Genomic DNA, 12,532 nt, shown 5'->3' with positions numbered 1-12,532 from the left:
CTAGGACTGGGCCGTCAACGAATAGCCATTGCGCGGAAAATGCACATGCAGCGTGCCGAATTGCCAGGTATCGCGGGTAAGCACGATGCGGTCTTCGGTCAGTGCAGCCAGCGTGCCCGACACCGGGACCTTGCCGTAGTCGGCGGGTGCGACTTGAACCTCCGTGCCGAGTGGCACCGGCGCATCCGCGACGCTGTCCGGCAGCGGCCGGGGTTTTCGATCGCGTGCCGAGGCAAACGCCTGTTCCTGGGCAATTTCCTCGCGGTGGCCATGGCCGATTTCGCTCACGCGCTGATACCAGGCCTTGACCTTCGGGCCCGCGTCCAGCGCGCGGCGACTGCAACTCACATGCAGCCATAGCGGATGGAAGGTGGCGAAATCCGCCACCGAGGCCTGCTCGCCTCCGACCCACTGGTGCGTTTCCAGTCGGGCTTCCAGATCGTCGATGAGCGTATTCAGTACCGCCCGGGCCTTTTCGCCCTGGGGCGCGCGTACCGTCGAGCCTTTAACGAGGTTGATACGATCCTTGATGAACTTCACCGTGCCGACCGGCCCGAACATACCGAGCATGGTGACGAGCAACCGCGGCGTCGGCACCGCGCCGATGGCGGCAAAGAAGGCCTTGCCCTGGGCATAGTCCATGAGCGCGGCGGCCTCGGCGTCCACGGCATCGGGATCGAGCGCCGGGCAATCCAGCATCACCGCAAGTTCCTTTGCGATCAGGGCGGTGTCACAGAAGATATCCGCCCCCAGCTGAGCGACGGGAATACGACGATAGCCACCCGTGAGCGGATCGAGGCTCGGCCGCGGCGGTTGTACGGGACACAGCAGCGACGACCAGCGCGCGCCCGTGAGCCCGAACATGAGCCGGATCTTCTCTGCATAGGGCGAGCCATCGTAATGATGAAGAATCAGCGGTTCGTTCATTTTTGTAAGTGTTCTCTCGTTTCGAAATGAGCCGGCATGGCCTGGCATTTGCGCTCTGTCGTCACCCGATTTTTCATGGACCTTGCCCGGTCGAGGGTCTATTCGACCGCGCCGACCGCACGGCTGACCGCGGCGGCATCGTCATATTCCTGGTCGGGTAACGCATCGATGACGGTGCGCACACCCAGCGTGGCGCCCTGCCGTTCGGCGTGGTCGGCCAGTTGTTGCTTGGTGGCGGGATAGTCCATCCCGCTCAGGTATTTCTGAATTTCTGCCGCGCTCGCATGATCGGGACGGGCCATAAGGCACTCCTGTCGAATAAACAGCGACACCTTGCCAGCCGCCGCGCGCCACGGCCAGCACTGTAACCCGCCGTAGCGCGCCATCGGCGAGACCCCGTGCGCCATACCGCTTGCCTCTAAAACACCTCGTCGGCCAACTCGCGCGGGTCTGGGCGCCGGGATTGCTTCACACCAGCCCGCTGGCGCTTGCCTAAAACCCAACATATCGGCGTTGATACAGATCAAAACACTATATGTCGTATTCGCCGATGCTGCGGCCCATATTTGGCTGCCCGCGGTTCCCGGAGACTTGCATGACCCATATCGCCCTCGCCCGCCCGACGTCCGACACCGATTCGCAGGTGGCGCTACAGCCTGCCTCGCTGGATATCTGGGATAAGAAGTACCGGCTGCGGGCCAAGGACGGCGGTGCGCTGGATACGGATGTCGATGCCACCCGCCAGCGGGTCGCACGCGCCCTGGCGGACGTCGAAAGCACGCCGGAAAAACAGCAGACCTGGTACGAACAATTCCTCTGGGCGCTACGACACGGCGCGATTCCGGCCGGGCGAATCATCTCCAACGCGGGGGCCACACAACACAAGCCAGCGACTTCCACGATCAACTGCACGGTATCGGGCAGCATCGCGGATTCCATGGATGCGATCCTCGGCAAGGTCCACGAAGCCGGGCTCACGCTCAAGGCCGGCTGCGGCATCGGCTACGAGTTCTCCACGCTGCGGCCCAAGGGCGCGTATGTGTCCGGCGCGGGCGCCTATACCTCCGGGCCCTTGTCGTTCATGGATATCTACGACCGGATGTGTTTTACGGTATCGTCTGCCGGCGGTCGCCGCGGCGCCCAGATGGCGACCTTCGATGTCGGTCATCCCGATGTGCTCGACTTCATTCGTGCCAAACGCGAAGCCGGGCGGCTACGCCAGTTCAATCTGTCGCTGTTGATCACCGATGCCTTCATGCAAGCCGTCGAAGACGATGCCGACTGGCCGCTGTCGTTCCCGCTGCTGGCCCAGGAAGCCGCGAGCAGCGACATGGATCTGGATGATCCCGCGCAGGTGATCTGGCGCGAATGGCCCGTACGCGAAAACTACGTGACGCGCGACGACGGCCTGGTGGCCTGCCGGGTCTATCGCACGGTCAAGGCGCGGCGCGTGTGGGACATGATCATGACCTCCACCTACGACTACGCCGAGCCGGGATTCATCCTCATCGACCGTGTCAACGAGTTGAACAACAACTGGTTCTGCGAAGAAATCCGCGCTACCAATCCCTGCGGCGAACAACCGCTGCCGCCCTACGGCGCCTGTCTGCTGGGCTCGATCGACCTGACCCGCTTCGTGCGCGAGCCGTTCACCGAGCGCGCCTATTTCGACTGGGATGAATACGCGCAGGTCGTGGATGTCTTCACCCGCATGCTCGATAACGTGGTCGAAATCAACGGCCTGCCGCTGGCCCGCCAGCGCGACGAGATCCAGCGCAAGCGCCGCCACGGCATGGGCTTTCTGGGCCTGGGCTCGGCGCTGACCATGCTGCGCATGAAATACGGCGCGCCGGATTCACTCGAATTCACCGAGCGGGTCGCCCGGGAGATGGCCTTGCAGGGCTGGCGCAGCGCCCTGGCGCTGGCCGAGGAGAAAGGCGCCGCGCCGATCATGGACGAGGACTTCACCGTCACCGAGGCCATGCTCAAGCGCCGCCCGGAAATGGCGGCCGACGGCTACGCCGTGGGCGACACGATCAAGGCACGCGTGCTGCATGCGAAATACAGCCGCTATATGCAAAAGATCGCCGCCGAAGATCCGGCGCTTATCGAACGCCTGGCCGAACTAGGCGCACGTTTTACCCACCACAGTTCGATCGCGCCCGCGGGCACGATCTCGCTATCGCTGGCCAACAATGCCAGCAACGGCATCGAGCCGAGTTTCGCCCATCACTACTTTCGCAACGTTATTCGCGAAGGCCGCAAATCCAAGGAAAAGGTCGACGTCTTTTCCATGGAACTGCTCGCCTACCGGCATTTCGTGGATGCCGACGCCCAGCCGGATAGCCCCGACCTGCCGGACTACTTCATCACCGCCGATGAGATCACGCCCAAGCAGCATGTGGACGTGCAGGCAGCGGCGCAGAAATGGATCGATTCGAGTATCTCGAAAACGGCCAATGTGCCCACGGACTATCCCTACGAGGATTTCAAGGATATCTATCGCTATGCCCACCAACAGGGATTGAAGGGCTGTACGACCTTTCGCTTCAACCCCGAGGCATTCCAGGGCGTGCTGGTCAAGGAAAGCGATCTGGCCAATACCACCTATCGCTTCGTGCTCGACGACGGCTCGGTGGTCGAGGCCAAGGGCGGCGACGAAATCGAATACGACGGCGAAACCCATACCGCCGCCAACCTGTTCGATGCCCTCAAGGAAGGCTACTACGGCCGCTTCTGAGCCGGCGCACCACTACGAGAGAACCAGATCATGGCCATCAAGATCGATCGCAAGATTGTCGACTACAACGTCGCTCGCGCCGAAGACAACGCCGCACAGGCGCCAGCCGCGCCCGAAATCGAGCACATGCACGAACAGTTGCAGCGCCCGGACCGGCTCGAAGGCAAGAGCTACAAGGTAAAAACACCCCTATCCGACCACGCGCTGTACGTGACCATCAACGACGTCGTGCTCAATGCCGGTACGGAGCATGAAAGCCGCCGCCCCTTCGAGATGTTCATCAACTCGAAGAATATGGATCATTTTCAATGGATCGTCGCACTCACCCGTATCGTCTCGGCCGTGTTCCGAAAAGGCGGCGACTGCACCTTCCTGGTCGAAGAGCTCAAGAGCGTGTTCGACCCGCGCGGCGGCTATTTCAAGAAAGGCGGCAAGTTCATGCCATCGCTGGTGGCCGAGATCGGCGATATTCTGGAACAGCATCTCCAGCATATCGGCATGCTCGAAGCCGACCCGCTGGACGAACACCAGAAAGCCTTCATCGCGGCCAAGCGCGCCGAGATCGAAGCCCGGCAACCGCAGAAACAGGCCGCGCCCGACTGCGACGACAGCGTCGCTGACTTCCCCGACAACGCCCAGCTATGCGGCAAGTGCCAGACCAAGGCCATGGTGCTTATGGATGGCTGTCTGACCTGTCTGAACTGCGGCGATTCGAAGTGTGGCTGACCCCGCGGCAGCGTGATGGCGCCGCCGTATTTACCGGGCGTGACGGTATGTCCTGGCGGGTTAATCGCCGTGTTCGAACCCGCCCAGCCATTTCCTGAGCAGCCGGTCGAGCTCGGCGCGCTCTTCGCCATCCAGCGCCGCCAGGGCTTGGTGCTGATTGGCCACATGGGCGGATACCACGGTATCGATCAGTTCAAAGCCGGCCTCGGTCAAGCGAACAACGCTGGCCCGGCCGTCATGCACGGCCCGCTCACGGGTGACCAGGCCGCGCGCTTCCAGCCGGTCGATGCGATGGGTCATGGTGCCCGACGTCACCATCGTCCAGTCGATGAGTTGCGACGGGCTCAGCGCAAAGGGCGCCCCGGCGCGGCGCAGGGTTGCCAGCACGTCGAAGCTCGCGTTATTGAGCCCGTAGTCGGCAAAAACCTGTTCCATCGACTGCGACAGATGCATACCCAGCCGCTTCATACGCCCGATGGTGCCCATCGGCGCGACATCGAGCTCCGGCCGCTGCTGGCGCCACTGTTCTAGGATTCGATCCACCTGATCCATGCTGCAAGCCTATTGGCAATTTATCTTGACATCAAGCTATTTACATATATCTTGACGTCAAGATAAATGAACAAGGCATCTTCAATGCGAATTCTGGTTTTTGGCGCAACCGGCCACGTCGGGCGCACGATCCTGGCCGAAGCATGTGATCGCGGCCACCAGGTGACCGGGGTGGCGCGATCAAAGCCGGATACCGGCCTGCCCGGCGCCACATACACGTGCGTTGACATAAGTACGCAGCCGGAACGCGCGGCCGCGCTCGCGACAAAGCACGATGTTCTGATCACCGCCCTGCGACCCGCACCCGGCCGCGAACACGCGTTGGTGCGCATGACGCGTACCGTTGTGACAATCGCAGGACGTACCGGGCGCGCTGTTTATGTGGTGGGTGGCGCAGCCAATCTGCGCCTGGCGACGAACAGCCCAGGCACGGTGCTCTCCACCCCCGGCTTTCTGCCGGACAGTGTCCGTCCGATCGCGAGCGCCTGTGCCGAACTCGAGACCGTTTTGATGGACACACCGGATGTGAACTGGCTATGCCTGCGTCCGGCGCCGCTTTTGTTTGCAGGTGCGCGCAGCGGCCGTTACGCATTCGGCAGCGACGTGGCCATCGCCGACCGCGACGGCGCATCGCGTATTTGCTATGCCGACTTCGCCGCCGCGATGCTGGATCTCGTCGAGGCCGGCAAGACGTCACGACGCTTTGTCACCGTGGGGCAGGTCGAACACGGCGACCAACCGGCCGACCGCCATGCGTGATCTACAAGCTGTTCCAAACCGGGCCGTCACCCTAGTGGTACTGATCGGTGCCGCAGTCTGTCTGGGCATGACCACCACGCTGGCCAAGCTTGCCGGCAACCATGCGGTGGCGCCCGCAGGTTTCGTATTCTGGTCATTGGCCGGCGCGACGCTGGTATTGCTGATCCATGCCGTGCGCAATGGTCAGCGGCCGAAAGTCAGCCTACGCCACCTTGAGTACTACCTGATTGCCGGGCTGGTATCGGCTGCGGGCCCGAACCTGATCTTCTTTAGTGCGATTCCCGTGGTCGGCGCGGCCTATGTGTCGTTCATTCTGTCCTTGCCGCCGCTGCTGACCTATCTGGGCGCACTGGCGCTGGGCATGGAGCGCTTTGATGCCTGGCGTTTTAGCGCGGTACTGGCTGCGTTGACAGGCACCGGCTGGCTGGCCGCGGGCCAACTCGGCACGCCGAACATGCCCGCATTCTGGATCGTCTTCCCGATACTCGGGCCGGTGTTATTGAGCATCGGCAATCTCTATCGAAGCCTGCGCTGGCCCGCCGGGGCAAGCCCGGTCGCACTCACGCCGGGGATGACCGGCGCCGCCGTGCTGTTGATCGGCCTGGCCGGCAGCGGCCAGTCGCGTTTTCAGCTCGCCATCGCGCTCGATACGAAAACCGTGGTGTTGCTCTGCGCGCAGGCGGCGCTGTTTGCCGCGCAGTTTCTGCTGCTGTTCATCCTGCAACGCCGTGGCGGGCCCGTATTTCTGAGCCTGTTGGGTGGCGTGGCCGCGATCTTTGCCGTGCCCGTGGCCATTTTTCTGCTCGGCGAGCCACGGCCCCAGCATATGCTCCCGTCAGTCGTTGGTATCGCGACGGGGGTGATCATCCTGGCAGCCCGGCGGGCACAAAGCCGACCCGCATAGCCCACCCGCGCAATGGCGAGCCAGGCCGAATCCGCCTAGCTGGGCGCTAGCACGCGGCGTCAGCACTTGCGTATCGCGCTTGTGCTGGCCATAAAAAAAACGGTCACTGAAGACAATGACCGTATTTCACCCGGGCCGCCAGCCCGATTGGGCCGGCGGCTGTGCCAAGCGCCTTTTATGCCTCCGGCTCCATTGCATAACGCAGCACGGCAGCCACGCCCGTGTCGGTCGGCATGAGGTTGCCCGGCACGAATTTCACATCGCCGTCGCTGGCGATCACGAACTCGGCGATCTTGTCGAGCACGTCGTCGGTGTGGCCATCGCCCGCCGCGCCGTATTCGACCCGGCCATTGCTGTCCACTGTGCCTTCAACACGCGCGGTTTCGTCGATCAACAGGGTGTCGACCTGGCCGATGGTTGCCGAGTACGCGACCTCGTCGAGCGCGCTGGCGCCTTCCTTGTGGGCGGCGCGTTCGTTGTAGCGCTCGACAAGCTGTTCGATGTTGTCGCGAGTGGCACGTTCGGCGATCTGCCAGGCCTGTTCGCCGAGGTTGCTCTGTCGAATCGCCTCGAACGGATCGTGATCCAGCCCGTTTTCGAGCAGATTCGGGTGTTCGCTGACCTCGCGATACAAGCCCTGGTGCTCGGCGACCGCCGCCAGTACCAATGGGCGGATGGTCTTGCCGTGGTATTCACGAATCGCCTTGTCGACTTCCTTGAAGTAGTTCTTCAGGTCGGTGCTGTTACTACCAGCGCTTTCGGAATCCTTGCGGTTGGGCGAGGTGTCGGGTTTGCCCAGTGCCTCGCCCATGCCGCGCGGCACGTCGCTGTGCAAGTCCACTTCGACAATCGCATCCTGATTGGCATCGTAGAGGGCGACATCCTGAACGCTGACACACAGGATCTGGTAGTCCATCCAGTTGGCCGCCGCGCGCAGTGCGGGACGCAGATGAAACGAGTCGGCGACAATACCCTGCGCTTCGACGGGGCTTGTCATCATGCGACGTACGGTAAAGCGCTTGGACGAGGCGAACACGACCAAGCCGTACTGCTGGTGCGTCCAGAACACCTCGTTGGCGCCCACGGATTCGAGCTTTTCGATCAGCGCGTCGCGTTCGTACTTGTCCATGTCGCGCTGTTCGAGCGCCTCGGCGACCTTCTTGATCTGATCCTTGTAGCGGATGCGATTTTCTTCGCGGTAATTCGATACCGGCGTCGTCGGCACATAGATCGTCACGCAGGGCGATTCGTCGGCCAGCGTGAGCGCATTGATATCACGCCACTGCAGCATCGGCGCGTTGGTTTCCGGGTTTTCGTTATCTTTGGAATCGGTCATGATGATCGATCGGTCTCCAGACGTTATTCAGTTGTTTCGCGTTACCCATTGTGGGTGCTGGTGAGCGAATCGTTTTTCAATAGTTCATTTTCACTTCGAATACGTAGCCGAAGAGCGGTCGCGGCACTCGCGCGTCCATGTCATGCGCCGGTCTGTCGATCGCGGCCCTGCGGGGCCGAGCCCCGAATACACGGGTCACGTCACGGCGCGCGCCTTGTTCATGGCAAAGTACGCGCCGTCCCATGACCCGACCCATTGAATGAATCGCTTTTCCGATACCGCCTCCGCGTCGCCGCTGACCAATCCCCTGCTAATGGTGATGGTGCTGGCCGCGTTCACGAGCGTGCTCAACAACAGCATGGTGAATGTGGCGATTCCCACCATCAGCACCGGGCTGAATGTCTCGCCCAGTCTGTCGGGTTGGGTGATTACCGCGTTCTCGATCGTGTTCGCGACCGGCGTTGCGCTGTACGGGCGCGTGTCCGACAGCTACAGCTTTCGGGTGACGTTTCTATCCGCACTGGTGATTTTCGGCATCGGCTCGTTGACCTGTGCGCTGGCGCCGAGCTTCGGCTGGCTGGTCGCCGGGCGCGCGATCCAGGCAGCCGGCGCGGCGGCGATCCCGTCGCTGGCGTTTGGCTCGGTGGCACGGCTGTTTGCACCCGGCAAGCGCGGCGTGGTGTTCGGCACGTTGTCATCGGCGATCGGTCTGGGCGCGGCCACCGGCCCGCTCATCGGCGGTCTGGGCGTGAGCGCACTGGGCTGGCGCGTACTGTTCTATGGCACGCTGAGCGTCATCGCTGTGCTGTTCGTGGCGGCCTGGCGTTTTCTGCCGGATCTGAACGCCGAACGCGAGCGCCAGCCCCATCGTTTTGCACGGCTGGATCTGCCGGGCGGGCTGTTGCTCGCGCTCGGCGCGGCCGCCCTGCTGTTCGGCGTGACCGCGGCCAATCATGCCGGGCTGACCGCGCCATCTGCCTGGGGCGCGCTGGCGGTGTCGGCAACGCTGATCGGCTTGTTCGCCCGGCGTATCCGAACGGCGGCCCATCCCTTCGTGCCGCCGGCACTGTTCACCAATCTGCAGTTTCTCTCGGCCGCGGTGATCGCCTTGTTGTCACAGGGTGCATTCATCGGCGGCGGGCTGTTTCTGACCCCGTTGCTGCTGATCAACGAACTCGGACTGACCGCGTTTCAGACCGGGCTCGTCGTGGCGCCGGGCGCGTTCGCGGTGGCCCTGCTCGCACCGACCATCGGTCGTTTGTCGGATAAATTCGGGCCGCGCACGGTGCTCGGCATCAGCCTGAGCTGGCTGTTGCTGGGCGTGTTGTTCATGTCGTCATTCGCCGTGGGCGCCTCGCCCTGGATGGTATCGATCGCGTTGGTGATTGCCAGTATCGGTTATGCCGGGGTTACGTCGCCGGCCGCCAACGCGGCTTCCAAGGCCTTGTCAGCCGACATCGCGGGCGTGGGCTTCGGCATCTATCAGCTGTTCTTCTTCATGGGCGCGGGTACCGGGGCCGCGGTATTCGGCTCGGTCTTGTCGGCTCGCCAACAAAGTGCAGCGCCGGCGTGGAATCCGTTCTACGACGGCGGCGCGGCCACGGCGGCGTTTTCCGATGCCTTTCTGGTGGCCTGCATTGCGGTGCTTCTGGCCATGGTGCTGCTGGTCGGGCTCGGCCGCAGCCAGCCACTGGCGGTCGAAAACGATTGATCGGCCGGGCTACGGCCAGGGCGTCAATTCAAGCATTTCGCCGCCGGTGCGTCGCGCGAACAGGCAAAGTCACTCGGCGCGCGTACGATAAACGGTCGCGTTACGGCCCCGACATTTGGCCGCATACAAGGCGTTGTCGGCCCGTTCCATCCAGCTTTCGATCGTACGAGCGGGCTGAAAGGCAACGCCACCGGAAAAGCGTACCGGGCCGTGTTCAAGCGGCTGCGCTTCGCAGGCAGCCCGCAGCAGGGTGTCGACCTCTTCGACCTCGGACGGCCCCGCCTCGGGCAGGAACACGGCAAACTCTTCACCGCCGCAGCGACCGGCGGTGCCGCCACGTACGTCCACGATCTCGCGCAGAACCCGGGCAAAGAATTTCAGCGTCGTATCGCCGTAGACATGGCCGTAGCTGTCGTTGACGTTCTTGAAATAGTCCAGATCATAGAGAATCAACGCACCGCGCACCGGCTGCGTCGTATTCTCCTGGCGGCAGTAGCCGTCGACCAGCGCATAGAAGGAGCCATGGTTGAACAGGCCGGTCAGGCTGTCGCGCAGGCCAGCTTCGCGCAGCCGTTCGGCATAGTCGTTGATCAGACGTTGTTCACTTTCGAAGCGGCGAAAGAAACCGCTGACCATGACCAGCAGCAAAACGATGCAGATGGTATAGGTCATCGCGGCATCCATGGCATGCGCCGCCGGCGATGGATACGGGTCGATCCAGTCCGGCCAGCGATAGTGCGACCAGATCAAGCCATAGGGCACGACAAGAAACAGCGCCGCAATCAACAGCCGCTGCCAGGGGGGCACGAGTAGCACGCCAAAGGCGTAACCGGCGACCAACATGAACAACAGCAGACTCGGCCCATCGAGCCCCTGGTTGTAGATCCAGTTCAGCGGTATCAGGCCAATAATGACCAAGCAGGCGCCCACCATGGTGGAATGACGCATGTAATGACCGCGGCGAAGATACGCCCAGATCGCCAGCAGCGCAGAGCCGATGATCGCTACCAACACGATATAAAACATGTCGGTCAGCCCGCCCAGATAATTGAGCAGCCCGCCGGCAAAACAACCCAGCGCCGCGCAGAAGAGAAAGCTACGGTTCATGCACTGTTCGGGCGACTCGGCATCGCCTTCCAGCAACCAGTGCCAGCGATGGATCAAGCGTTGGCCGATATTCCTGTTAGCGTCATTCACGAAAAACTCGGCCCTTTTCTCGAGTCGGCAGTTACGAAAGATCGACGCGCCAGGACCGGCACACGGCCCGGACATACTTTAGCGAGGCGCAGCGTCAGGCGCTATCGGCCATCGAGCCCCACCGGCATCCTTAGTGTTTAGCGGCGGCGTGTTCCGATTCTTTTGTAGCCATTGCCAATGCCGCCTCAGGTATTAGCGGTCGGCCACCTGTAACGGGCGTGGTGTTGCTCAGACGCTAGACCGGCCACTCCGCGGCGCAGTTGGGTGTCTCCCATACGACCATTCGGGTCAGGCTGGCGCGTCCCTCACTACGCGCGGCAACCCGCGGTGCAAGCCGTTCGAACCAGTGGCGTGCGAGATTTTCTGCCGTAGGCGGCACGTCGATGACATACAGCTTGCTACCGAGCGCGGTTTGCGTGGTACTGGCAAAGCCGTTCGATGCCAGCGATTCTTTCAGGGCCTGCGTGAATCCGGCGCGGTCCTGGTCGGGCGGCGTGAACAGGGCCAACAGTTCCACGTCGGCCAGTTCGGCGATAAAGCCATGATCGCAGGGGCTATCGATCTCGCGCATCATCTCGTCCTTGAGAAAGGCGAAATCGAGCACCATGCCGGCCTGCTCGCCCCTCGCGGCGAGCTGCTCGGCCGCGCAGACCGCTTCGATCGTGTAGCGATGACCATGCAGATGCCGGCACTTGCTTCCGTGCAGGCGTATGCGATGGCCCGCGTCGATGCCGATCTGACGGCGAATACGAAAAGCGGCGGTCAAAGAGCCTCCCGGGTTTGACGGTTGGGGCGGCGCAGCACAGCTGCACACGGCGCGAACAGGCCTGTCTATTCTACGCAAGCCCGCCTGTTCGCCGAACCGAGCGCCCGGTCCGCGCAGCGCTAGACCCTGTCGCTGCGCCGCCTCGCGCTACGCTGCCCGACTCAGGCGATACCGATCATCTTGTGGGTCTGTAACGAACGCCGCCATTGCGGATGGCTCAGCGCGGTTTCGATACACAGCGCCACATTCGCGTCGTAGGCCGGCCCGTCCATGGGCTGGAGGTAGAAGCGCTCGAACTCGAGTGCTTCGAACTGCTCGAGCGCAAAGGCCGGCTGCGGCCAGACCAGTTTCAGTTCGTTGCCGTGCGTCTGAACCAGCGTACTGCCGGCCTTCGGGCTGACACATATCCAGTCGATGCCCGCCGGGGCCTCGATCGTGCCATTGGTTTCGACCGCAATTTCGAAACCCGCATCGTGCAAGGCCGCGATCAGCGTCGCATCGAGCTGTAACAAGGGCTCGCCGCCGGTACACACGATATACGGGGTGCCACCGGTGTTCGCGGTTTCGTGCCAGAGATAGCGTGCACGCTCGGCAAGCTCGGCCGCGTTTTCGAAGCGCGCCCCGCCGATTCCATCCGTACCCACGAAATCGGTATCACAGAATTGGCAGATCGCCCGGTGCCGATCCTTTTCGCGCCCGGTCCAGAGATTGCAGCCACTAAAACGACAGAACAGTGCCGCGCGCCCGGTCTGAGCGCCCTCGCCCTGCAGGGTGAGAAACATTTCCTTGACCGCGTAACTCATGAGGTATTCGTTTTCCGATCGGCTGGTGCGGCACGTGCTCGGCACGGCGTGGCGGTTCGCGCCTTTCTAAACGATAAGCCGGCAGTGCGCCTGCCACGCCGGGCCGTATGA

12 protein-coding genes are annotated in these 12,532 nt (G+C 62.7%); 5 read left to right on the top strand and 7 right to left on the bottom strand.

Translation table 11 applies throughout. The features are described from left to right. Both S4A8_RS11280 and S4A8_RS11275 read right to left on the bottom strand, forming a co-directional pair. Positions 1-927, bottom strand: a complete 927-nt coding sequence (locus S4A8_RS11280) for a glutathione S-transferase family protein (RefSeq protein WP_353220219.1) — start codon at positions 925-927, stop codon at positions 1-3. 98 nt (positions 928-1,025) lie between these two features. Next, positions 1,026-1,229 (bottom strand): DUF2795 domain-containing protein, encoded by a 204-nt coding sequence (locus tag S4A8_RS11275; protein ID WP_353175878.1) that lies wholly within the window; start codon positions 1,227-1,229, stop codon positions 1,026-1,028. Between the two features lie 293 nt (positions 1,230-1,522). Between S4A8_RS11275 and S4A8_RS11270 the strand changes: the two genes are divergently transcribed. After that, entirely contained in the window at positions 1,523-3,667 is a 2,145-nt protein-coding gene (locus tag S4A8_RS11270; RefSeq protein WP_353220218.1) for an adenosylcobalamin-dependent ribonucleoside-diphosphate reductase, read from the top strand. Between the two features lie 30 nt (positions 3,668-3,697). Then, complete coding sequence (locus S4A8_RS11265; protein ID WP_353220217.1) at positions 3,698-4,393, top strand: TSCPD domain-containing protein; 696 nt, start codon at positions 3,698-3,700, stop codon at positions 4,391-4,393. Between the two features lie 60 nt (positions 4,394-4,453). Here S4A8_RS11265 and S4A8_RS11260 read toward each other — a convergent pair whose 3' ends face one another. Beyond that, positions 4,454-4,945 carry a MarR family winged helix-turn-helix transcriptional regulator gene (locus S4A8_RS11260; protein ID WP_353220216.1) on the bottom strand — a complete coding sequence of 164 codons (492 nt, stop codon included), beginning with the start codon at positions 4,943-4,945 and terminating at the stop codon, positions 4,454-4,456. Between the two features lie 66 nt (positions 4,946-5,011). Here S4A8_RS11260 and S4A8_RS11255 point away from each other — a divergent pair, with 66 nt between their 5' ends. Together S4A8_RS11255 and S4A8_RS11250 are read left to right on the top strand one after the other, a co-directional pair. Further along, positions 5,012-5,704 (top strand): NAD(P)-dependent oxidoreductase, encoded by a 693-nt coding sequence (locus S4A8_RS11255; RefSeq protein WP_353220215.1) that lies wholly within the window; start codon positions 5,012-5,014, stop codon positions 5,702-5,704. After that, on the top strand, positions 5,697-6,608 hold the full coding sequence (locus S4A8_RS11250; RefSeq protein ID WP_353220214.1) for a DMT family transporter: 912 nt from the start codon (positions 5,697-5,699) through the stop codon (positions 6,606-6,608). The genes S4A8_RS11255 and S4A8_RS11250 overlap by 8 nt, the downstream gene beginning before the upstream one ends. Positions 6,609-6,783: 175 nt before the next feature. On the opposite strand, the gene S4A8_RS11245 is transcribed toward S4A8_RS11250, so the two are convergent. Beyond that, positions 6,784-7,944, bottom strand: coding sequence for a baeRF3 domain-containing protein (locus S4A8_RS11245; RefSeq protein ID WP_353220213.1), 1,161 nt, complete (start codon positions 7,942-7,944; stop codon positions 6,784-6,786). A 259-nt stretch (positions 7,945-8,203) separates the two neighbouring features. Here S4A8_RS11245 and S4A8_RS11240 point away from each other — a divergent pair, with 259 nt between their 5' ends. Further along, positions 8,204-9,655 (top strand): MFS transporter, encoded by a 1,452-nt coding sequence (locus S4A8_RS11240; protein WP_353220212.1) that lies wholly within the window; start codon positions 8,204-8,206, stop codon positions 9,653-9,655. Between the two features lie 69 nt (positions 9,656-9,724). Here the strand turns inward: S4A8_RS11240 and S4A8_RS11235 are convergent, their stop codons facing one another. The 3 genes from S4A8_RS11235 to queE form a co-directional block, all read right to left on the bottom strand. Continuing rightward, positions 9,725-10,852 (bottom strand): GGDEF domain-containing protein, encoded by a 1,128-nt coding sequence (locus tag S4A8_RS11235; RefSeq protein WP_353220211.1) that lies wholly within the window; start codon positions 10,850-10,852, stop codon positions 9,725-9,727. Positions 10,853-11,087: 235 nt separating this feature from the next. Continuing rightward, complete coding sequence (locus S4A8_RS11230; protein WP_353220210.1) at positions 11,088-11,618, bottom strand: 6-carboxytetrahydropterin synthase; 531 nt, start codon at positions 11,616-11,618, stop codon at positions 11,088-11,090. Between the two features lie 161 nt (positions 11,619-11,779). Next, positions 11,780-12,421, bottom strand: coding sequence for a 7-carboxy-7-deazaguanine synthase (gene queE, locus S4A8_RS11225; protein ID WP_353220209.1), 642 nt, complete (start codon positions 12,419-12,421; stop codon positions 11,780-11,782). Positions 12,422-12,532 lie beyond the last annotated feature (111 nt).

Source organism: Salinisphaera sp. S4-8 (assembly GCF_040361235.1).
In the GTDB taxonomy this organism is placed as follows: domain Bacteria; phylum Pseudomonadota; class Gammaproteobacteria; order Nevskiales; family Salinisphaeraceae; genus Salinisphaera.
The sequence above is the reverse complement of the archived record's forward strand: the minus strand, read 5'-3'. Positions and strand labels throughout refer to the sequence as shown.